Below are 21,693 nucleotides of genomic sequence, written 5' to 3'. Positions count from 1 at the left end.
CTCACTACGGAAGCCGATCGGCCCCTTCAGTCGACGACGTCGATGCCGCACCGGTTCGTCTCGACGCCCGCCGCCGTGATCACCTGCACCTCGACCCGCCCCGGCTCCACATCCACCGGCACGGGCACCGTGAGCAGCGCGTCGGTCGGGTTGGTGAAGCCGCCGGCGACCGGGACGAGCGGCACATGGACGTGGACCGGGCCGATCCGCACGGCGACCCGCGCGAGCTGGTCCACGGTGCCCGCCCCTGCCGGCACGAATCCGGCGCCGCGGATCTCGATGTCGTCGCCGGTGCGGATCGGCGCGTCCAGGTCACCGGCCTCCCGCGCCCGCACCACGGAGAGGATCGCCGGCCGGCCGCCCTCCGCGTACTTGCCGGTGAGATACGTCGCCGCGGACACGGCCACCAGGACCGCGAGGGACCACGGCAGGTCCGGCAGCTGGTCGGGCCGGCGGGCGAGGCGGACGACCGCCCAGACGACGACGGCCGCGCCCACGGCGGCGTACTGGATGTCCGTGAAGCTGCCGCGTCCGGAGTCGTCGGTGAGCAGGTCGGCGACGCGCGGCCGCGGCGCCCGGAGCTTCTGCAGCCGCTGCCCGCCGACGCGGACCCCCACCACCCGCCGTACCAGCACGGCCACCGCGCACACCACCGCGAGTACCGTCAACAGGCCTGCTCCACGCACGAGTTCGAGGCCGTCGATGAGCGCGTCACGCCGCGCGGGCCCCGAGGCGAGCGCCAGTTCACCGGCGAGGACGAGGACCGCGTACAAGGTCGGCAGGAGCACTCCGCACGCCACCGCGCGCGAGGTCGACAGGCGGTTGTCCTCGCCGATCAGCGGCGCGAGCATGCCGCCGCGCGCCCGGTGCAGATACCCGGCCGCGGTGAGCAGCCCGCCCACCACCAGCGCGGCCACGAGCCCCGCCGTGCGGGCTGCGGTCCAGCCGGCGCCGATCGCGGTGAGCGACTGGGTGATCAGCAGCGCGACCACGCCGCCCCACACCACGCACAGCGTGCGCGGCCACAGTTGGGTGAACCAGGCCACGCCCTCCTCGCGGCCGCGGTCGGCCATCGCCCGTGCGGACTGGGTGAGTTCGTCGGAGATCCACTGCCGGGACGCCCCTGCCGAGTGCGCGACGGCCGCGGGCAGGCCCTGGCCCGCCGCCAACTCGTCCCGCTTCGCGGCGAATCGGGCGACTGCCCTGCGGTGCCCCTCGCGCGCCCCGCGCGGACAGTCGCCACAGGTGCACCCGCCCTCGTGCGCCGTCCGGTCGTTCCGCGCTTCCTGCACCGCCACTGCCGCCCCCACCCTCGTCAACTTCCGCACCCTGAAGGGGAATTGTGCCGCACGCCGGGGGCGTGAGGACGCACGGGCTCACCCCTCAGGAGTGAATGGCTTTGACCTGCATTGACCGGAGTGTTGACGTCGCTGCGAGAATTTCCGTATGGCCGAGATCATCCAGCGGGACGGAACCTGGGCCTTCGACGGAACCAGGGTCCGCATCACCCCGGGTCTGCACCGGTCGGTCGCCCTGCTGCGGCAGACCTACGGCGAGATCGACGTGCCGCTCACCGCCGTGGCCGGTGTCGCCTACGAACCCGAGCGCAAGCGTGGCCGGCTGCGCCTCACCCTGCGCGAGGCCGCCGACCCGCTCCTCCAGGCCACCGGCGGCCGCCTCCCGGAGACCGCCGACCCGTACCGGCTCACGGTCGACGCGGACCGCTCCGGGGTCGCCGAATACGTCGCCGAGGAGATCCGCCAAGCCCTGTTGCTCGAACAACTCCCACCGGGCCCCGCCGAGTCGTACCTCGTCCCGGGCCCCGCCGTGCCGGTCTCGGTGCGCTCCAGCGACGGCCTCGTCTCCTTCGACGGCAGCCGGGTCCGCATCGACTGGAGCGAGACCTCGGACCGGGTGAAGCGCTCCACGGGCCCGCGCGTCATCGCGCTCGACGACCTCGACGAGGTGGAGTGGGTCCCCAACTCCGGCTACGAGGACGGGGTGCTGCGCTTCGTCCCCAAGGGCTCGCCGTACACCAAGCTGCCGCCGGAGAAGGACTCGTACGCCCTCGACCTGTGGGGCAACGCCCGCAAGGACCTGCTGACCGCCCTCGTCGCCGCGGCGGTCACCGCCCGGCTCCCGCACCCCTCGGCGCCCCGCGGCACTCCCCCGCTGCTGCCGCACAGGACCGACCACGACGTACTGCTGCGGCGGCTGCGGGAGTTGGGCGAGCTGCACCGCCAGAACGTGCTCACGGACGAGGAGTTCGCGACGACGAAACGGGCGGTGCTGCGCGACTTCCGGTGATCAGCAGCTACTCAAGGGGCGACGACAGCAGAGTTACGGCAGCAGGGCTACGACAGCAGATCCGGCTCGCTGCGCGAGATGTCCTGCCACAGGCTCTGGTAGTTGATCCAGCCCACCAGGTCGCTGCCCGTCTGCTCGCGGGTCGCCACCGCCTGCCGCCGGTCGATCAGCACCGGTCGCCCCGCCGAGCGCGCCGCCAACTGCACCTGGCAGGCCCGCTCCAGAGCGATGAACCACCAGGCCGCCGCGTCCACCGAGTCGCCCACCGTGAGCAGCCCGTGGTTGCGCAGCACGAGCGCCTTGTTCGAGCTGAGCGCGACGGCGATCCGCTTGCTCTCCTCCGGGTCCACGCCGACGCCCGTGTACTCGTCGAGCAGCGCGTGGTCCTCGTAGAACGCGCAGGCCTCCTGCGTGATCGGCTCGACCAGCTCGCCGAGCGCGGCCACGGCGCGGCCGTACGTGGAGTGGCAGTGCGCGACCGCGACCACCTCGGGGCGGGCCCGGTGCACCGCGACGTGCGTGGTGAAGGCGGCCTGGTTGACGTGGAAGCGGCCGTCCACGACCTGCCCGTCCCCATTGGCGAGGACGAGGTCGCCGACCGTGACGTGCTTGAAGGGCACGCCGAACGGATTGACCCAGTAGCAGTCGTCGTACTCCGGGTCGCGGGCGGTGATGTGCCCGGAGACCCCCTCCTCGTACCCCAGCCGCCCGAAGATGCGCAGGGCGCCGGCCAGCCGCTCCTTGCGGTACCTGCGCTCGTCGGCGTAACTCTCGTGCACGGGCGGCATCGCGAACTTGAGCTGGTCGTGGGGTATCGGGGCGAGGTTCTGCGTCGACATGGTGCGGAAGGTACCTCCGCGACCCGCAAGGTGACAGGGCCGATGTGTGAAAAGAATGCGGCGAAACGCGCAGGGATACCGGACAGGGGATGTCGGCATTACGCGCGAGACTCGCTCCATGACGTCGAATGCGGCCACCTGGGCCACCTTCACCGAAGCCGAACCGGACCTCGCCAAGACCGTCGAGGACCGCTTCGGGCAGCACATCCACCACGTACTGGCCACGCTCCGCAAGGACGGCTCGCCGCGCACCAGCGGCCTCGAAGTCCGTTTCCTGAACGGGGAGTTCTGGCTCGGCATGATGCCCGGCTCGCTCAAGGCCCGCGATCTGCTGCGCGACCCGCGGTTCGCGGTGCAGGCCAATCCGGGCGAGGGCATGACCATGGGCGGCGGCGACGCCCGGATCAGCGGCCGGGCGCATCTGGTCGAGGACGCCGCGACCGTCTCCCGCTACACCGACCAGGTCACCGTCCCTGACCCGAACGACTTCCACCTGTTCCGCACCGAACTGACCGAGGTCACCAGGACGTACGTCGAGGACGACAAGTACCTGGTGGTGCAGGTCTGGACGCCGGGTGAGGCGGTCCGGGTCATGAAGCGCTCGTGACACACGTGAAGGGCGCCGCCCACCTCTCGGTGCGCGGCGCCCTTCAGGGTGCTGCCGTGGGGACTACTCCCACTCGATGGTGCCCGGGGGCTTCGACGTCACGTCGAGCACGACCCGGTTGACGTCCTTGACCTCGTTCGTGATCCGCGTCGAGATCTTCGAGAGCACGTCGTACGGCATCCGCGTCCAGTCCGCCGTCATGGCGTCCTCGGAGGAGACGGGGCGCAGGACGATCGGGTGGCCGTACGTGCGGCCGTCACCCTGGACGCCGACGCTGCGGACGTCCGCGAGCAGGACCACCGGGCACTGCCAGATCTCGCGGTCGAGGCCGGCCGTGGTCAGCTCCTCGCGGGCGATGGCGTCGGCCTCGCGGAGCAGGTCCAGGCGGTCCTTGGTGACCTCGCCGACGATGCGGATGCCGAGACCGGGGCCGGGGAACGGCTGGCGCTGGACGATCTCGTCCGGCAGGCCGAGCTCGGCGCCGACGCTGCGGACCTCGTCCTTGAACAGCTGGCGCAGCGGCTCGACGAGCTCGAACTCGATGTCGTCGGGAAGGCCGCCCACGTTGTGGTGCGACTTGATGTTCGCGGTGCCGGTGCCGCCACCGGACTCGACGACGTCCGGGTAGAGCGTGCCCTGCACCAGGAACGCGACCTCCGGGCCGTCCTCCTGGAGGATCTCCAGCTGCGCCTGCTCGAAGACGCGGATGAACTCCCGGCCGATGATCTTGCGCTTCTCCTCGGGGTCGGAGACCCCGGCGAGCGCGTTCAGGAACCGCTCGGACGCGTCGACGACCTTCAGCTTCGCGCCGGTCGCGGCGACGAAGTCCTTCTCGACCTGCTCGGTCTCGCCCTTGCGCATCAGACCGTGGTCCACGTACACACAGGTCAGCTGGTCGCCGATGGCCTTCTGCACGAGGGCCGCGGCAACCGCGGAGTCCACACCGCCGGACAGACCGCAGACGGCGCGCTTGTCGCCGACCTGGGCGCGGATCGCGGCGACCTGCTCCTCGATGACGCTGCCCGTCGTCCAGCTCGGCTCGATGCCGGCGCCGCGGTACAGGAAGTGCTCGAGCACCTGCTGGCCGTGCGTCGAGTGCATGACCTCCGGGTGGTACTGGACCCCGTACAGCTTCTTCTCGTCGTTCTCGAAGGCGGCGACCGGTACGACGTCCGTGGACGCGGTGACGGTGAAGCCCTCGGGCGCCGCGGAGCAGGCGTCGCCGTGCGACATCCACACGGGCTGCTCGACGGGGGTGCCCTCGAAGAGCGTCGAGTCGCCCTTCGACACGGAGAGCGGGGTGCGGCCGTACTCGCGGGCGCCGTTGTCGTCGACGGTGCCGCCGAGGGCCGTGGCCATCAGCTGGAAGCCGTAGCACATGCCGAAGACGGGGACGCCGGCCTCGAAGATCGCGCGGTCCAGGCGCGGGGCGCCCTCCGCGTAGACCGACGAGGGGCCGCCGGAGAGGATGATCGCCGCCGGGTTCTTGGCGAGCATCTCCGCGACCGGCATGGTGCTCGGCACGATCTCGCTGTAGACCCGGGCCTCACGGACGCGGCGGGCGATGAGCTGGGCGTACTGCGCACCGAAGTCGACGACCAGAACGGTGTCGGGGGCGGCGGCAGCGGAAGTCGCTGATGACACGGGTTGCCTTCCGGCGGCTTAGCAGGGGGTCGTGTGGCCGATTCTACCGGGTACGTCACCCGTGGTCGGCGTCACGGGGCTCCGCTCCGGACCCCGGCTGCTCAATCGCCGCAGGGGCTATAGTGGCCGCATGTTCTCGCACACGACCTACGTCTTTATCTATGGCAGCCGGCCCGCCGGATGCCATGGTTGTGTTGCTTGAGTTACTGACCAGCGACTTTCCCAGGCGCCCCGGGCCGACAAGGCCCGGGGCGTCTGGCGTTTCCGGGACCTGTCGATCCGGGGCTCCCACCACACCCGAGGAGCCCTCATGACCGCCACGACCGAGAACACCACCGCCGACGTCATCTCCGGCGCCCGCGAGCGCATCGACGCGCTCGACGACCGGATCATCGGTCTCGTCCAGGAACGCATGGCCGTCTCCGCCGTCGTCCAGGAGGCGCGGATCGCCTCGGGCGGGCGGCGGGTGCACCTGTCGCGCGAGAACGAGGTGCTCGGGCGCTACAGGGACGCGATCGGCAAGCCCGGCACCTCGCTCGCCATGACGCTGCTCGAACTGTGCCGGGGCCGGGCCTGACCGGCGGGGGCACCTCAGTTCGGTTGCGCCCTCACCCATACGGCGCGTGACCCGTTGGCACAGGCTTCGTTGGTCCCGGTGTCCGTGCCAGCCAGGGGCGGGCCGATCGAACCACGCGTGGCTCCGCTGGAGCGTTGAGACGTCACGGGTCATGCCGTACGTCGTGGGACCTCGCTCCAGACAAGTGACCGGACGGCAGGGGACAGCAGCCCGGTCACACCAGAGAACGGTCGGCCTCGGGGACGCCCGAGGCCGACCGGACTCCCGTACAACCCTTTTTGGCCATCACGGGTCACTTCAGCGGAATCTCCCAGCCTCTGAGGACCCGATGAAACTTCGTCGCGCACTGTTGTCCGCGGCCGCGACCGCCGCGCTCGCCCCGATCGCCCTGTTGTCCGCCCCGGCCGCGTTCGCCGACGGAGCGCCTTCGGACACGACCTCCACCGAGACCGCGTCGCCCGATCCGTCAGCGAGCGAGTCCGCGTCGCCGAGCGCCTCTGCGTCGCCCAGTGCGTCCGCTCCGGACATCCCCTCGACCGATCCGACCACGTCAAAGCCCGCGCCGCCGGAGGCGAAGAAGGCGGACGACGAGAAGACCGAGCCGTCCGACGAGTGCACCGCGGCCGAGGACAGCCCCGGCACCCTCGCCGAGCTGCGCGGGCTCCCGTCGAAGCTCGTCGCCGGTTCCGGGTGGCACGGCTTCACGTTCCGCGTCACGAACATGACCGACCAGGAGTTCGTGTCCTCCCGGGCGCAGGTGTACGCGTTCTCGTTCGCCTACGAGGACGAGTCGGACACGAGCCGGTACCTGCGCCTGCAGTGGTTCGACGGCTCCGGGTGGCGGGACCTCGACAACAACGTCGAGCACGACGCGTCGTTCCCGGCCTCCGGCCCCCTCGCCCGCGGTGCGCACTCCGACGTGAAGCTGCGCATCTCGGTCGACGCCAAGACGCCGGCCGGCGCCGGTGCCGCGCTCGGCCTCGCGGTGAGCGTGGACCCCGAGGGCGTCTGCGGCGACAGCGTACCCGAGGACGCGTACTGGGACTTCGACATCCTCGCCGCCGGTACCGCCACCGGCCAGGTGCCGCCGGCCAGTGGTCACACGGGTTCGCCGAAGCCCTCGGCCCCGGCCACGGCCACGGCCTCCGCGTCGGCCTCCGCGTCCAACGCCCCGTCGCCGCAGGCGAGCAGCAGCCCGGCCGACGGCTCGCTCGCCTCGACCGGTGCCGGCTCCGTGGTGCCGACCTTCGGCGCGGCCGCGGGTCTCGCCGTCGTGGCGGGCGGCGGGGTCATGTACGCCGTGCGTCGCCGCAAAGTGAGCAACGAGGCGTAGTCGTCCGTACGTACGAGAAGGACCCGCACTCGGAGGGGGGTGCGGGTCCTTCTCGTATCGCCACAGAGAATCAACTGGGCTGCAGCGGCTCCTTCTTGGGCGGCACCTCCGGCACCGCGAGGAGCGGGAGCTTCAGCGCGCCGAAGGCCTCCGCCGGGACCGCCGGGTTCTTCGGCTGGACGGGCGCGAGCCGCCGGTACGCCGAGCCGATCTCCGGGCGGGTGTCCTCCTCGCCCTTGTTCGGCCAGTACGACAGGGCCCGCTCGGCCTGCGCCGTGATCGTCAGGGACGGGTTCACGCCGAGGTTGGCGGTGACCGCGGCGCCGTCGACGACCGAGATGCCGGGGTGGCCGTAGACCCGGTGGTACGGGTCGATCACGCCGGTCTCCGCGCTGTCGCCGATCGGGCAGCCGCCCAGGAAGTGGGCGGTCAGGGGGGTGCCGATCAGTTCGCCGACGTTCGAGCCCGCGAAGCCGTTGATCTCCGCCGCGATCGCCGAAGCGCCCTCGGTCGCCGCCTTGATCTGCTTGGGGTTGGGGGCGCCGTGCCCCTGCTTCGCGGTGAGCAGGCCCTTGCCGACGCCGTCCTGCTTCAGATGCGTGGTCAGCGAGTTGTCGAGGGACTGCATGACGAGCCCGATGATGGTCTTCTCCGACCAGCGGCGGTTGGAGAGCGAGCGGACCATCAGGCTGGGGTGCTTGACCACGTTCGCCAGCCAGCCCGCGACGCGCGACGAGCCCTCCGCGTACGGGACCTGGAGGATCGACAGGCCGCCCATCGAGTTCGAGCCCTTGCCGTAGCGGACCGGCTCGATGTGCGTGTTGGCGTCCGGGTGGATCGAGGACGTGATCGCGACGCCCTTGGTGAAGTCGACCTTGGCGGCGCCGTGCGCCTTCTTGTAGCGCCGGTTCGTGGTCTGCGAGCCGACGAGGGCCTCGGAGTTGGTGCGGGTCAGCTCGCCCAACCGCTCGGACAGGTGCGGCAGTTGGCCGCCCGCCTTCATGCGGTGCAGCAGGGTCTGGGTGCCGTACGTGCCCGCCGCGACGACGATCTTGGGCGCGGTGAAGGTGCGGCCCGCCGCCTTCTTGTCGTCCGTGGGCAGCGTCGAGACCGCGTAGCCGCCGCGCGAGTCGTCGGTCACCGAGACGACCGAGGTCATCGGGTGGACGACCGCGCCCGCCTTCTCGGCGAGGTACAAGTAGTTCTCGTTGAGGGTGTTCTTCGCGCCGTGGCGGCAGCCCGTCATGCACTCGCCGCACTCGGTGCACGCCTTGCGGGCGGGGCCCGCGCCACCGAAGTACGGGTCCTCGACCTGCTGGCCGGGGGCCGCCTTCGACTCGCCCTCGGCGTCCTTGCCGTCGCCGAAGAAGACGCCGACGGGCGCCAGGTGGAAGGTGTCGCCGATGCCCATCGACTGGGCCGCCGCCTTCAGGTGCACGTCGGCGGGGGTCATCGTCGGGTTGAGCCGTACGCCGAGCATGCGCTGCCCCTGGTCGTAATACGGCTTCAACTCCTCCTGCCAGTCCGTGATGTGCGCCCACTGCGGGTCCTCGAAGAACTGCTTCGGCGGTACGTAAAGGGTGTTGGCGTAGTTCAGCGAACCGCCACCGACCCCCGCGCCCGCCAGGACCATGACGTTCCCGAGCAGATGGATGCGCTGGATGCCGTACATGCCGAGCTTCGGCGCCCAGAGGTAGTTCTTCAGGTCCCAGGAGTTCTTGGGGAGGGTGTCCGGGGTGAAGCGGCGCCCCGCTTCGAGGACCCCGACCTTGTAGCCCTTCTCGGCGAGCCGGAGGGCGGACACGGATCCGCCGAAGCCGGAGCCTATGACCACCACGTCGTAGTCGTAGCCGTCCTGCGTCACTTGTACGTTCTCCTTTGAACTTTGAGCGGTGGAGCGGCCATTGGCTACCTGAGGCGGAACTTCTTCATCACCGACAGGCTCACGCTCATGAACTTCGCGTACGCCTCGTCGTCCATGCCGAACGACGGGGCCATCGGCATCACGCGCTGGTGGGCGACCGTCTGGGCCTCGGTGTACTTGAGGATGCCCTCGGAGCCGTGCCTGCGGCCGAGGCCGGACTCCTTCATGCCGCCCATGGGGGACTGGACGCTGCCGTACGCGGGGGCGTACCCCTCATTGATGTTCACGGTGCCGGTGCGCAGGCGGGCCGCGACCTCGTGGCCACGCTTCGCGCTCTTCGTCCAGACCGAGGAATTCAGGCCGTACGCCGTGGAGTTGGCGAGGGTGATCGCCTCCTCCTCGTCGCTGAAGCGGTAGATGGAGACGACCGGGCCGAAGGTCTCCTCGTTGCAGACCGACATCGGGGCCTCGACGCCGTCCAGGATGGTCGGCTCGAAGAAGAACGGGCCGATGTCGGGGCGCGCGGCGCCGCCCGCGACGAGCGTGGCCCCCTTCGCGACGGCCTCGTCGACGTGCCGCGTCACCGTGTCCAGCTGCCGCTGCCCGACGAGCGAGCCCATCTCCGCGCCGTACGCGAGGGACCGGCCGAGCCGCATCCCCTTGGTGCGGGCGGCGAACCGGGCCACGAACTCGTCGGCGATCGACTCGTGGACGTACAACCGCTCGATGGAGATGCACAGTTGACCGGCCGAGGAGAAGCAGGCGCGCACGGCGCCGGCCGCGGCCTTCTCCACGTCCGCGTCCTCAAGGACCAACATGGCGTTCTTTCCGCCGAGTTCGAGCGATACGCCGACGAGGCGGGCGGCGGCGCCCTGCGCGACCTCGCGGCCGGTGCGGGTCGAGCCGGTGAACGAGACGTAGTCGGCGTGCTTGACCAGCTCCGGGCCGACGACCGGGCCCTCGCCGAGGACGACCTGGAAGACCTCGGACGGCAGACCCGCCTCGATCAGCAGATCGCGCGCCCACAGGGCGGTCAGACAGGTCTCCGTGTCGGGCTTCATGACGACCGCGTTGCCCGCGACGAAGGCGGGGAGCGCGTCGCCGACGGAGAGCTCCAGCGGGTAGTTCCACGGCGCGATCTGGCCGACGACGCCGCGCGGCTGGCGCAGCTCCGTCACCTTGGTCAGCGTCGGCACCGCGCCCGTGTGCCCCTTGGGCTTCAGGTACGACGGGGCCTTGCGGCCGTAGTGCCGGGCCGCGACCACGACGGCCTGGACCTCTTCGTGCGCGTGCAGCCGGGCCTTGCCGGTCTCCAGCTGGATCAGGTCGAGCACCTCGGCCTGGCGGGCGAGCACCAGGTCGTGGAAGCGCAGCAGCACGGCGGCGCGCTTGCGGACCGGCGTCTTCGCCCAGACCTCCTGGGCGGCGCGGGCCCGCTCGAACGCCGTCGCCACGTCCTCCGGCGTCGACTCCGGGAGGTCCGCGAGCTTCTCGCCGGTGAACGGCGTGTGGTTCGCGGTCCGCCCCGAACCGACCACGTCCTTCGTGAGCCGGGCGATCAGGTCCGGTGTCACCACGTCGACGGCCGTGCGGGCGCCCTCGGGGGCGGCCGCGACCGGGTTCGTGCGGGTCTTCTCTGCTACGTGCTCGGGGGTGGCCTGCGACTGCTTCATAGCGCGAGCGTAGGCCGGGGCGTGCGCTTTGGGTACCGGTCGGTAACAGGTTTCACCGAGTGCACACACCGCGCCAGTGATCGCTGGCAGCAAAGCCGCTGATCAGGGCTTTGCCGCCAACCTCCGCCACTTCAGAGCTTCTTGATCCCCAAGTTGGCAATGGCGGTCTTGGCGACCTCACGGCCGCGCTCGGTGAAGTCGCCCTTGCCCGGATAGTCGACCCACAACCGGTACATGTCGCCGGCCTTGGTCTTGTAGTAGAACGCCTTCGCCTCGCGCGGGACGTCCTTGTCGAAGTCCGTCCCCGTGCTGCTCACGCCGTACGTGATCGTGTTGAGCGCGGCGTCGCGGTCGTTGTACGTGACGTTGGAGTCCGTCTTGCTGGTGCTCTCGGTGTCGCTCGACATCGACGCCCCGGCGCCGCTGAACGTGCCGCCCTTGATGTCGTCGGAGTCCTTGAAGGCCTCGGCGTCGGCCGTGCCCGCGATGTCGGTCGTGTCTTCCTCGTGGTCCCAGCGCACCAGGTTCACGGAGATCGCCCCGCTCGGGTCCGCGTACGTCATCACGGACTCGTCGTCCTCGTCCGGGATCGGGATGTACGTGTCCGGCAGCCCGAGGGTCGTGTTCAGCGGCGCCCCCGCCTCGAACTCCTTCCAGCCGTCCGGCAGCGGTCCCGCGAACGGGTTCGCGAGGACCAGGTACGCCGCGACGGCCGCCACCACGACACCCGCCCCGATGCCGAGCAGGGCCTTGCGGCCCAGGCGCAGGCCGCCCTGGGCCGAGCCGATCTGGACGACCTGCGTGGGCGCCTGGGACGGGGGCTCGGCGGCCTTCTCCAGGAGGATCCTCACCTGCGCCGCGTTCGGCCGACGCGCCGGGTCCTTCTGCAGCAGGCCGTTGATGGCGTCGGCCAGCGGGCCCTGCGCGGCGGCGGGCGCGGCCGGTGTCGCGTTCAGCACGGACTGGAGCGTGGCGGGCGTGTTGTTGCGGCGGAACGGGGACACGCCCTCGGTCGCCGCGTACAGGACGACGCCGAGCGACCACAGGTCGGAGGCCGGTCCCGGGCGCTGCCCAAGGACCCGCTCCGGGGCGATGAACTCGGGCGAGCCGACGAAGCCGCCGGTGTCGGTCAGATTCGTCTCGCCCTCGATCTGGGCGATGCCGAAGTCGGTGAGGATCACGCGGTCGTGGCGGCCGAGCATCACGTTGTCCGGCTTCACGTCGCGGTGCAGGATCCCCGCGGCGTGCGCGGCCTCCAGGGCGCCGAGCACCTCCAGGCCGATGCGGGAGGCCTCGCGGACGCCGAGCGTGCCCTCCTGGAGGGCGGCGCCGAGCGAGCGGCCCTGCACGAACTCCATGACGATCCACGGCTGGCCGTCCTCGACGGCCACGTCGTGCACGTTCACGACCGAGGGGTGGTCGAGCCGGGCCGCGGCGCGGGCCTCGCGGCGCATCCGCTCGAAGGCGTTGGACCGCTCCCGCTCCGGCAGGTGGTCCGGCAGCCGCGGCTCCTTCACGGCGACCTCGCGGTCCACCGTCTCGTCCTTCGCCCGCCACACCGTGCCCATGCCGCCGTGGCCCAGCTTGCTCAGCAGCCGGTAGCGCCCGGCCACGAGCCGCCCCGCGCCCGGGTCGTGCTGCTCGGGCACGACTTGGGTGGGCTGGTGCTGCGGCTGATGCGACTGCTGCTGGTGCGGCTGCTGTTGCTGGGGCGCGGCCTGCGTGGGCTGGGCGTACGGGTTGCCGGGGTGCGGCGCGTACGGTTGTCGCGGCGGCTGGAGGCCGTAGCTGGTGGGATCGTTCGGGCCGTGTGCGGCTCCCCCGTTGTCACTCATGGGGTCATCCCTACCTCGCGGGGTACGCCGGGTTCCACCGAGGACACGAATTGTGACCGCGCTGATGCGAGGCACCGGACCCCAGGCACACCAACACCCGGCCATTACCGCCCAGATGCCGCAAAGGTGTCGACGGCCGCGTCGAAGTGGGCGCGCGCCCGGGCGGTGTCGGCGACGGGCGCCGAGACCCACACGTCGTACAGCCGGCCGCCCTCCTCCCAGCACAGGTCGACGGTGCGCCGGGCGCCCTCGGCCTCGCTGAACCCGTCCCAGGTGAACTCCCACAGCGCCGCGTCGTGCCCGTTGTGCGAGGTGTCGGTGACCTTGGCGGCGCGGTAGCCCGGGTTGCTCTTCGGCCCTTCGGCGGCGGAGCGCCGCTGCACGGCGCCGGGGCCGCCGCTCTGCGTGCGCCCCACCTTGATGCCGATGCGGTAGGTCTCGCCGGGCGACATGTAGAAGATCCGCGACCCGTCCACGGAGCGCGTGAACCCGTCGGGCACGGCGAGCCGGAACCCCTCGCGGTCCGTCACCGTGCGATACCCCTGCGGGGCCGCGGCGGACGGCGTACGGGTCCCCGGCCGGGTCACGGTGACGGTGGAGGTCGGCGAGGGCGAGGCGGAGGCGGACGGCGTACGGGTCGGGGCGGAGACGGTGGTCGTCGGCGGCGGCGCGGGCGTCTTGCCGTTGTCCCCCGCCAGCAGCACCGCGGTGGCGATCCCGGCCCCCGCGACCGCGGCCACCAGCGCCGCCGCCACGAGCAGCGCCCGGGTCGACACGACGCGCCTGCGCTCCGCCGTGGGCACGTTGGCCTGCGTCGGGGTGTAGAGCACCCGCGGCACGAGCGGGATGGGGATCGCGGGCTGCGGCGTCGCCCCGGTGGCGATGTACGCGCGCAGCAGCCGCTCGGCCTCGTCCAGGTTCATCCGGCGCACGGGGTCCCGCTCCAGCAGGCCGCGGATCACCGGGAGCAGCGGTTCGGCCTCCTCGGGCGGTCTTATCTCGTCGTAGACGACGGCGTGCAGGATGCCGCCCAACGAGTCGCGGCGGAACGGGGATTCGCCGCTCATGCCCGCGCACAGCAGCGCCCCGAGCGACCACAGGTCGGCCCCGGCCCCGGCCCGCTCCCCCTGCATCCGCTCCGGCGCCGTGTACTCGGGCGAGCCGACGAACCCGCCGTTCTCGGTGAGCGTGGTGGCGCCCTCCACCTGGGCGATCCCGAAGTCGGTGAGGACGACCCGGCCCGTCGAGCTCTCCAGGAGTACGTTCGCGGGCTTCAGGTCCCGGTGCAGCACGCCCGCGGCGTGGGCGACGCGCAGCGCGCCGAGCAGCGCGAGCCCGATCCGGGCGGCCTCCAGGGGTTCGACGGGGCCCTCGCTCGCGATGCGGTCGGCGAGCGAGCCGCCGTTCACCAGGTCCATCACGATGTACGGGTGTCCCTCGTACAGCACCACGTCGTGCACGACGATCACGTTCGCGTGCTGCAACTGGGCCACGGCCCGCGCCTCGCGCAGCATCCGCTCCCGCTGCTGCTGGGCCTCGTCCTCCGAGAGGGTCTCGTCGACGCCGAGTTCCTTGACGGCGACCTGGCGGCCGAGCAAAGTGTCGGCTGCCCGCCAGACGACGCCCATGCCACCGCGCCCGATCCTGGCCTCCAGCCGGTAACGCCCGGCGATCACACGGGCGTTGTCCCCCTCGGTCCCCATGCGCCCCATCATGCCGCACGCTTGTTCACCGGGACTGCACGGTTCCGGCCAGGGGCCCTCACCTGGCCGTCTCTGCGACAGGGCCTAGGGCCGCCATCCGCGCAGGATCGCGTCGAACTGCTGTCGCGCGCCGGGCCAGTTCGCCGCCGGCACGGACAGATAGATGGCGTACTCCGTGCCGTCGGGCGCCCGGTAGGTCTGCTCGATGGCGTGCCGCGGACCGGACGTCGTGTCCTGCGTCCCGGCGGTCCAGGTGAACTCCCACAGCGACCCGGACTGGTCCCGGAACATGTTCGACTGCAACAGCACCCGCTGGTAGTCCGGCAGCTTCAGCCGCAGCCCCTTCTCCAGGTCCAGTTGATGCTGGTACGAGTCCTGCCAGTCGGAGTCCTTGTCGATGGCGATCCGGACGAACCGCTGCCCGCCGTCGGGCGTGTAGTCGATCTGCGTGCCCTCCTGCTGCCGCTTCCAGCTGGGCGGCAGCATCAGGCTGAACCCCTCGACATCGTGCCGCCGCACCCAGTTGTCGGGAATCGAGCCGTCCCCGGGGACCGCGTCGTCCTTCCCGTCGGACCCGTCGGATCCGTCCTGGCTCCCGGAGTTCTGCTCCGCCGCCGCGTTGCCGGCTTCGGCGGCACGCTGTTCGCCGTAGTACATGGCGGCGAGCGCGCCTCCGCCGCCGACCAGCGCGGCGGCCAGGAGGATGGCGAGCGCCTTCGGCCAGCGGCGCGACTTCGCGGCGGGCGCGGGAACGGGCGTGGGAACAGGAGCGGGAGCAGGAGCAGGAGCGGGAACGAGGCCGGGCGCCGGCGGCACCACAGTGGCCGTGTCCGCCGTGCTCATCGGGGTCGGAGGAGGCGTGGACGCGGTCGGCTGGGCGGGGACGTGCACCTGCGTCGGCACGTACGCCTGCGCCGCGTTCGCGCGGCGTCCCTCCGCCGCCTCGGCGAGCATCGCCTCGGCCGCGTCGGCGTCCGGCCGCGCGGCCGGGTCCTTGCTGAGCAGCGCGCCTATGACGGGCCCGATCGCCCCGGCGTTCTCCAGCGGCTCCGGGTCGTCCTCGACGACGGCCTGCATCGTGCTGATCGGCGACGTGCGCCGGAACGGGGAGAGGCCCTCCACGGCGGTGTAGAGCGTCGCGCCGAGCGCCCACAGGTCGGCGGCGGGACCGAACTCGGTCCCGCGCACCCGCTCGGGCGCGAGGTAGTCCACGGAGCCGACGATCTCGCCGGTCCGCGTGATGGTCGAGTCGCCCTCGACCTGGGCGATGCCGAAGTCCGTCAGTTTGACCTGGCCGTTGCTGGCGAGCAGCACATTGCCCGGCTTCACGTCCCGGTGCAGCACACCGGCGTTGTGCGCGGCGCGCAATGCCCGCAGCGTCCACAGCCCGATCCTGGCGGCCTCGGCGGGGGCGACGCGCCCGTCCTCCTTGACCGCGTCGGCCAGCGAGCGGCCCTCGACCAACTCCATGACGATCCACGGCCGGTCGTCGTGCTCCAGCACGTCGTGCACGGTGACGACGGCGGGGTGGTTGATCCGGGCGGCGGCGCGCGCCTCCGTCTGCGTACGGGCGAGCAGGACGGCCCGGTCCGCCTCGGCCACCCATTGGGCAGCCGTCAGCTCCTTCACGGCGACGGCGCGGTGCAGCACCTCGTCGTGCGCGCGCCAGACCCTGCCCATGCCGCCGCGCCCTATGGATTCACCGAGCCGATACCGGCCGGCGAGGACCTCGCCCTGCATCTGATTCACGTTTCCCCGCTACTGTGTCGACCCGGTTCACACTAGGGATCAGCCGCCACCCACGGAACAGCCGGGGTCCCACAGAGACCGCACTGTGACGCTTTGTCGTCGGCTCAACCACCGTAGCGATACGTCGAGTACGCCTGCTGGTACAGCCGCGTGACCTCGTCCCGCTCGGCCTCCGGGCCACGTACCTGCACCACGTGGTACTTCCCGCCGACCACCATCGCGAGATTGCGGACGTACATCTCGCGCCCGTCCGAGCCCTGCCAGGTGAACTGCCCCTCGGCCATGGTCCGTCCGCCGACATCGATGCTCTTCATGCCGCTCGACGTGGCCCAGGTGGAGTCCCGGAACGGCTGCAACTCCCGCTCCTCCTCACGCTGGTACTTCATGGGGTCCTTGCCGTACGTCGCCGTGGAGTCGCGCCCGGGGACGACGATCATCTCGAAGGCGCCGTGCGCGTACACGACCTGCCCCCGACCGTTCTTCCCCGTCCGCTGCCACCCCTTGGCGACGGCCACCTCGAACCCCGCGGGGTCCTCGCGCAGCACGAAACCGGGGGCCACATCGGACTGCGGCTTGGTGGAGGACGGAGTCGAACTGCGCTTGCCCGACGGGGACGCGGCGCTCTTCGACGGCTTCGGCTCCGACGACGGCTTGCCGCGGTTCTCCGACGAGGCGGAGGGCACGGCCCCCACCGCGTTCTCCTGCTGGGCGCCCGCCGCCCCGGACCCCGCTCCACGGCCCTCCTTGGGCATGAACACCATCGCGTACGCCACGGCGCCCACGAGCCCCAGCAGGATCAGCACGAGCAGCCAGCGCCCGAGCGATCTCGGCCGCCGCTGGCTGGGGGCCCTCGCGGGACGCGGCGCGCGCTCCACGGCCCGGCTCCGCTTGTGCCGACCGTGCTGCCCGGAGGTGGCCGGAACCCGCGCCCTGCGCTTGCGGACGAGCTCTCCCCTGCGGCGTACGACGGGCAGCCGGCCCGCGTCGAAGGCGGGCGCGGGGATGACGTTCGCCCCGGCCTCGGGCTCCGGCGCGGAACGCACCAACGACCGCAGCCAGCCGCGCAGTTCCTCGATGTCGAGCCGCTCGGTGGGGTCCTGGCGCAGCAGCGACTCGACGACCGGGCGCACCGGCCCGCACTCCTCGGCGAACGCGGGCGGCTCGGCGCACACCATCTGCACCAGCTCGGGCGTGGACTCCTCCGGGTACGGGGCGTGCCCCTGCACGGCACGGAACAGCAGCGCGCCGAGGGCCCACAGATCGGTGGCGGGGCCGACGGGCGCCGCCAACTGCCAGTTCTCCTGCACCGGATGCGCCTGCTCGGGCGCCCACCGCTCGGTGACGGGCCCGACGACGGTCATCCGCACCTGGCGTGCGCGCTCGGCGATCACAGTGCCGCCAAATCCAGCCCCTCCGGCAATTCCGGCCCCGCCGGCGTTTGAGGCGCGGGGCCCGGGGCGGAGCCCCGAGTCGTCACCCCCATCGGCCTCGGGTATCAACTCCCTCCAGCGGGACGGCTGAACAGGCAACCCGGCCCCCGCCGGCTCCGCCCGCCCCGCCACCGCGCCCGCGCGATACGCCGCGACTGCCCCCGCCCGAGCCGCCCGATGATCCCCCGCCCCGGGCACCGGCACCGGTTCCTCGACGACGTCGTCGGCCTCCTCCGGGAAGGCCGGCACGACGTCGTACCCGCACAACGCCTCCTCCGCGGCGCCCACGGCGAGCCCCGTGAGCATCACCCGCCCGTCGTCGCAGACGAGCACGGTCCGCGCCGTGACGTTCCTGTGCACCCACCCGTGCGCGTGCAGCACCCGCAGCGCGGTGAGCACGTCCGCGGCGACCTCGGCGGCCCGGTAGGGGCTGAGCGGCCCACGGGCGAGCAGCGCCGACAGCGGCCGCGCCGCCACCAGTTCGCTCACGATCCACAGCGAGCCGCCCTCGGCGAACACGTCGAAGACCTGGTCGAGGCGGGGGTGGTCGGGTATGCGCGCGGCGGCCTGCACCGCCTCGACGGCGCGCGCCACGGACGGTTCGGCGGCCTCCCGCCCCGTATCGCCCCCGGGCCGGAAGCCCTCCGGCAGCCCGTCGGCGTCAAGGACCTCCGCCTCGACGACCTCGGGCAACGGCACCTGCCGTACAAGGACTTCCTGCCCGCTGTACGTGTCGAAGGCCCGCGTCTCGGCCGAGGAGTCGTACGCGTCGGAGGAGAGGACCGGCAGCCGGTACCGGCCCGCGAGCACCCGCCCCGCGTACTCGTCCACGACGACTCCCCCTGTTCCACCGGCTCTGCCGAGCGACTGCGCACGGTCCGCAAACATTCACGATACGTGCCGGGCGCCCCGCTGGTTCAGGACTTGGGCTTGAACGTCTGTGTGAATGTCTTCCAGGTCGTCTTGCGCTGCTCGCCGCTCCAGGCGGAGTCCTTGGCGGTGTACATGAGCCCGTATCCCAGCGAGCCGTTCACCACGGTCCCCCGGTCTATCGAGTGCCACTTCGTGCCGCCGTCGACGTACGTGAACTCCCAGTCGGCCGTCTTCCAGCCGCGATAGTCCACCGACGCTATGCGCACCCGGTCGTACTGGGGGCGGACCATGCTCCGCTCCTGATTGCGCCAGTCCGCGACCGGGTCGGACTTGGGGCTGTTGGTCCAGCCGACGAGCAGCCGCTGCCCGTTGGGCCCCGTGAAGCGGGCTCCCGCCGCCTCCGTCTTGACGTACTTCCACCCCTTGGGCAGGCCGATCGAGAAGCCCTGGGAGTGCTTGTACGTCTCCTTGGCGGCCGTGGCCGACTTGCCCCCGGCGTCGTCACCGCTCGGTGAGGCGCTCGCGCTCTGGTCGGGAGACCCGGAGTCACTCGCCGACGGGCTTCCGGAAGGCTTCTTGTCGTCGCCTGAACCCTTGTCCTGGCCCTTGTCGGCGTCCTTGTCGCCGCTGCCGGCGTTCTTGTCGTCCGAGCCGGCCGTGGCCCCCGACGACGCGCCCTTGTCGCCGCCCTTGGCGTCCGTGCCGTCGCCGTTGTTCAGGACGAGGGCCAGGATTCCTGCGAGCACGACGAGCGCGACGACGAGCGCACCGATGACGAGGGAGCGGCCCCGCAGCGCGTCCGCGAGGACGGCCGCGCCGCCGGGGCGCGCACCGCCCGGAGCCGGACCCGCGGGCGCGGTCGCCGCGGGTTCCGTCTTCTCCTTCGGGGCCGTCGCCGCGGCGGCCGCCTTGCGTACGTTGGTCAGGGCGCCGCGCATCTTCTCCGCGGTCTCCGCGCTCTTCGCGGCGACACCGGCCGCGGCCGAGGCGGCAGCGGTCCTGGCGGCAGCCGCCCTGGCCGCCGAAGCGCCCTTCTCCCTGGGCTCCTTGCGCTTCTTCGGCGCGGGGGCGGGCGGCAGCGGCACCACCTTCGTGGCCTCGACCGGCTCCGGCTCGGGGGCCGGCTTCGGCTCCGGGGCGTGGATGACGTCGTTGAGCATCGACCGCGCCGCCGCGTCGTCGAGCCGGTGGTCGGGGTCCTTCTCGAGCAGGCCGTAGATCACGGGCTCCAGCGGCCCGGCGTTCTTCGGCGGGTCCACCGGCTCGGTCATCACGGCGGTCAGCGTGGCGATCGCCGACCCCTTGTCGTACGGCGGGACGCCCTCCACGGCCGCGTACAGCAGACCGCCGAGCGACCACATGTCGGCGGCGGGACCCGGCTTGTGGCCGCGGGCGCGCTCCGGCGAGATGTACGAGGGGGCGCCGACCAGCATGCCGGTGGAGGTGATCGAGGGGTCGCCCTCGACCTGCGCGATCCCGAAGTCCGTCAGAACGACGCGACCGTCCTCCGAGATCAGCACGTTCGACGGCTTCACGTCGCGGTGCAGGATGCCCTCGCGGTGCGCGGAGCGCAGCACGTCGAGCACGGCGAGCCCGACCTCGGCGGCCCGCCGGGGTTCAAGCAGCCCGTCCTCGCGGATGGCCTCGGCGAGGGACATGCCCTCGACCAACTCCATGACGATCCACGGCCGGTCGTCCTCGTCGACCACGTCGTAGACCGTCACCGCGCCGTTGTTGCGGATCCGCGCGATCGCCTTCGCCTCACGCAAGGTGCGCGTGATCAGGCGGCGCTTCTCGTCGTCGTCGATGGCGTTCGGGAAGCGCAGCTCCTTCACCGCCACCGTGCGCCCGAGCGTCTCGTCCTTGGCCCGCCACACGGTGCCCATGCCGCCACGGCCGAGCACGTCGCCGAGCCGGTACCGGCCGGCGAGCAGCCGGCCCTCCGGGTCCTTCACGGAAGCCCCCTGAGTGTCCCGACCGGATGAATCCTGGCGAGTGCCCTTGTCTTCACGGGCCTCGCCCGCCCGCTCCGCCTCCGACATGCGTCCCCTCTAGCAACCCGCCCTGACAGAGCCTTCATTGTCCCATCACTGGACCACCACTCCGCGCGCCGGGTCACCCCCACCCGACACGCACAGGAACGTCCCACAATGATGGCCCGCGCCGCCGAAAGGGACCGTCGTTGCCCGCACTCCGGACACTCCTGGCCATACCGCTGGCCGTGGCCGTGCTGTGCCTGGGCCAGGGCAGCGCGCCCGGCCCTACGACACCTGCGGACGACACTCTTCCGCTGCTCGTGACGCGAGGCAAGGCCCCATCGGCCGCGCTCCTCGCAACCGCCGGTTCCACCGGCCACTTCACCACCACCAGCCCCACCCTCACGCGCTCCGATCATGTGCGCGCGGGCAGCATCACCAAGACTTTCATCGCGACGGTCGTCCTCCAACTTGCCGCGGAACACCGTCTGAAACTCTCCGCACGCGTCACCACCTACCTCCCCTCCCTCACAGGCACCCGTACGCTCACGGTCCGCTCGCTGCTCACCCAGACCAGCGGCCTCTACGACTTCACGACCACCACCCGCGGCCACGTCCCGCTTACCCCGACGGCGGTGGCGAAACTCTCCCTGTCCGAGCCGCGCACGACCCAGCGCGGCACCTGGGCGTACTCCAACACCAATTACGTACTCCTGGGCATGATCATCCATCAGGTCACGGGCCACTCCTACGCCACGGAGGCCCGCAGCCGCATCATCGACCCGCTCCACCTCACCGGCACCATGTTCCCCGGCACCCGCACCACGGTCCCGAGCCCGCACGGCCCCGACGCGGTCCGCCTCGACCCACGCACGGCCGGCGCATCCGGCGAGCTGATCTCCACGCTCCCCGACCTGAACCACTTCTACGCGGCCCTCCTGGAGGGCCGCCTCCTCCCACCCGGGGCCCTCCGCACGATGCTCAACACCCGCCCCACGGACGGCCATTACGGCATGGGCCTCTACCCGGAAAAACTCCCCTGCGGCACCACGGTCTGGGGCCACAACGGCCGCATAGCCCACACCTACATCCGCGCAGCAGCCACCCGCACCGGCTCACACGTCGTCACCTACCGCACGACAAAGGCAACTTTGTCGGGCAGCGGGGCCCCTGAGCGCCGAATACTCACGGCAGAGTTCTGCCAGTCCAGCCCCGCCGGCGATTGAGGCGCGGGGCCCGGGGCAGAGCCCCGTGGCCGCAACCCCGCCTCCGCGCAACAGGAC

General features: G+C 71.7%; 15 protein-coding genes. 5 read left to right on the top strand and 10 right to left on the bottom strand.

Annotation, left to right across the window (positions count from 1 at the left end):
- Window positions 1-26: 26 nt before the first annotated feature.
- A complete protein-coding gene (locus tag OG746_RS08975; RefSeq protein ID WP_266713208.1) occupies window positions 27-1,298 on the bottom strand; it encodes a hypothetical protein in 1,272 nt (423 codons plus the stop codon).
- Window positions 1,299-1,446: 148 nt separating this feature from the next.
- Here OG746_RS08975 and OG746_RS08970 point away from each other — a divergent pair, with 148 nt between their 5' ends.
- Window positions 1,447-2,307, top strand: coding sequence for a DUF4429 domain-containing protein (locus OG746_RS08970; protein ID WP_266713206.1), 861 nt, complete (start codon window positions 1,447-1,449; stop codon window positions 2,305-2,307).
- Window positions 2,308-2,354: 47 nt separating this feature from the next.
- Here OG746_RS08970 and OG746_RS08965 read toward each other — a convergent pair whose 3' ends face one another.
- Window positions 2,355-3,146, bottom strand: a complete 792-nt coding sequence (locus OG746_RS08965; protein WP_266713204.1) for a class II aldolase/adducin family protein — start codon at window positions 3,144-3,146, stop codon at window positions 2,355-2,357.
- 118 nt (window positions 3,147-3,264) lie between these two features.
- Here OG746_RS08965 and OG746_RS08960 point away from each other — a divergent pair, with 118 nt between their 5' ends.
- The gene (locus OG746_RS08960; protein ID WP_266713202.1) at window positions 3,265-3,753 is read left to right on the top strand and encodes a pyridoxamine 5'-phosphate oxidase family protein; all 489 of its coding nucleotides are present in this window, start codon (window positions 3,265-3,267) and stop codon (window positions 3,751-3,753) included.
- A 63-nt stretch (window positions 3,754-3,816) separates the two neighbouring features.
- On the opposite strand, the gene guaA is transcribed toward OG746_RS08960, so the two are convergent.
- Entirely contained in the window at window positions 3,817-5,397 is a 1,581-nt protein-coding gene (guaA, locus tag OG746_RS08955) for a glutamine-hydrolyzing GMP synthase (RefSeq protein ID WP_266713200.1), read from the bottom strand.
- A 310-nt stretch (window positions 5,398-5,707) separates the two neighbouring features.
- Between guaA and OG746_RS08950 the strand changes: the two genes are divergently transcribed.
- Window positions 5,708-5,974, top strand: coding sequence for a chorismate mutase (locus OG746_RS08950; protein WP_266713198.1), 267 nt, complete (start codon window positions 5,708-5,710; stop codon window positions 5,972-5,974).
- Window positions 5,975-6,302: 328 nt separating this feature from the next.
- The gene (locus OG746_RS08945) at window positions 6,303-7,307 is read left to right on the top strand and encodes a hypothetical protein (RefSeq protein ID WP_266713195.1); all 1,005 of its coding nucleotides are present in this window, start codon (window positions 6,303-6,305) and stop codon (window positions 7,305-7,307) included.
- Between the two features lie 70 nt (window positions 7,308-7,377).
- Here OG746_RS08945 and OG746_RS08940 read toward each other — a convergent pair whose 3' ends face one another.
- From OG746_RS08940 to OG746_RS08910, 7 genes are all read right to left on the bottom strand, one after another.
- On the bottom strand, window positions 7,378-9,171 hold the full coding sequence (locus OG746_RS08940; protein WP_266713193.1) for a GMC oxidoreductase: 1,794 nt from the start codon (window positions 9,169-9,171) through the stop codon (window positions 7,378-7,380).
- Window positions 9,172-9,215: 44 nt separating this feature from the next.
- Window positions 9,216-10,844 (bottom strand): succinic semialdehyde dehydrogenase, encoded by a 1,629-nt coding sequence (locus OG746_RS08935; RefSeq protein ID WP_266713191.1) that lies wholly within the window; start codon window positions 10,842-10,844, stop codon window positions 9,216-9,218.
- Between the two features lie 131 nt (window positions 10,845-10,975).
- The gene (locus OG746_RS08930; RefSeq protein ID WP_266713189.1) at window positions 10,976-12,679 is read right to left on the bottom strand and encodes a serine/threonine-protein kinase; all 1,704 of its coding nucleotides are present in this window, start codon (window positions 12,677-12,679) and stop codon (window positions 10,976-10,978) included.
- A gap of 104 nt (window positions 12,680-12,783) precedes the next feature.
- Window positions 12,784-14,382, bottom strand: coding sequence for a serine/threonine-protein kinase (locus tag OG746_RS08925; RefSeq protein ID WP_266713187.1), 1,599 nt, complete (start codon window positions 14,380-14,382; stop codon window positions 12,784-12,786).
- 84 nt (window positions 14,383-14,466) lie between these two features.
- Window positions 14,467-16,122 carry a serine/threonine-protein kinase gene (locus tag OG746_RS08920; RefSeq protein WP_266718793.1) on the bottom strand — a complete coding sequence of 552 codons (1,656 nt, stop codon included), beginning with the start codon at window positions 16,120-16,122 and terminating at the stop codon, window positions 14,467-14,469.
- 113 nt (window positions 16,123-16,235) lie between these two features.
- The gene (locus OG746_RS08915) at window positions 16,236-18,392 is read right to left on the bottom strand and encodes a serine/threonine kinase C-terminal domain-containing protein (RefSeq protein ID WP_266713185.1); all 2,157 of its coding nucleotides are present in this window, start codon (window positions 18,390-18,392) and stop codon (window positions 16,236-16,238) included.
- Window positions 18,393-18,478: 86 nt separating this feature from the next.
- Window positions 18,479-20,476 carry a serine/threonine-protein kinase gene (locus OG746_RS08910; protein ID WP_266713183.1) on the bottom strand — a complete coding sequence of 666 codons (1,998 nt, stop codon included), beginning with the start codon at window positions 20,474-20,476 and terminating at the stop codon, window positions 18,479-18,481.
- Window positions 20,477-20,616: 140 nt separating this feature from the next.
- Between OG746_RS08910 and OG746_RS08905 the strand changes: the two genes are divergently transcribed.
- Window positions 20,617-21,636 carry a serine hydrolase domain-containing protein gene (locus OG746_RS08905; protein WP_266713181.1) on the top strand — a complete coding sequence of 340 codons (1,020 nt, stop codon included), beginning with the start codon at window positions 20,617-20,619 and terminating at the stop codon, window positions 21,634-21,636.
- Window positions 21,637-21,693: the final 57 nt, after the last annotated feature.

The sequence above is a fragment of the Streptomyces sp. NBC_01016 genome, assembly GCF_026341035.1.
Lineage (GTDB): Bacteria > Actinomycetota > Actinomycetes > Streptomycetales > Streptomycetaceae > Streptomyces.
The sequence above is the reverse complement of the archived record's forward strand: the minus strand, read 5'-3'. Positions and strand labels throughout refer to the sequence as shown.

Coding starts and splice junctions, on each gene's coding strand:
- OG746_RS08930 (WP_266713189.1), bottom strand. CDS start 12,679: ATGAGTGACAACGGGGGAGCCGCACACGGCCCGAACGATCCCACCAGC.
- OG746_RS08925 (WP_266713187.1), bottom strand. CDS start 14,382: ATGGGGACCGAGGGGGACAACGCCCGTGTGATCGCCGGGCGTTACCGG.
- OG746_RS08970 (WP_266713206.1), top strand. CDS start 1,447: ATGGCCGAGATCATCCAGCGGGACGGAACCTGGGCCTTCGACGGAACC.
- OG746_RS08960 (WP_266713202.1), top strand. CDS start 3,265: ATGACGTCGAATGCGGCCACCTGGGCCACCTTCACCGAAGCCGAACCG.
- OG746_RS08920 (WP_266718793.1), bottom strand. CDS start 16,122: ATGCAGGGCGAGGTCCTCGCCGGCCGGTATCGGCTCGGTGAATCCATA.
- OG746_RS08945 (WP_266713195.1), top strand. CDS start 6,303: ATGAAACTTCGTCGCGCACTGTTGTCCGCGGCCGCGACCGCCGCGCTC.
- OG746_RS08965 (WP_266713204.1), bottom strand. CDS start 3,146: ATGTCGACGCAGAACCTCGCCCCGATACCCCACGACCAGCTCAAGTTC.
- OG746_RS08950 (WP_266713198.1), top strand. CDS start 5,708: ATGACCGCCACGACCGAGAACACCACCGCCGACGTCATCTCCGGCGCC.
- OG746_RS08935 (WP_266713191.1), bottom strand. CDS start 10,844: ATGAAGCAGTCGCAGGCCACCCCCGAGCACGTAGCAGAGAAGACCCGC.
- OG746_RS08910 (WP_266713183.1), bottom strand. CDS start 20,476: ATGTCGGAGGCGGAGCGGGCGGGCGAGGCCCGTGAAGACAAGGGCACT.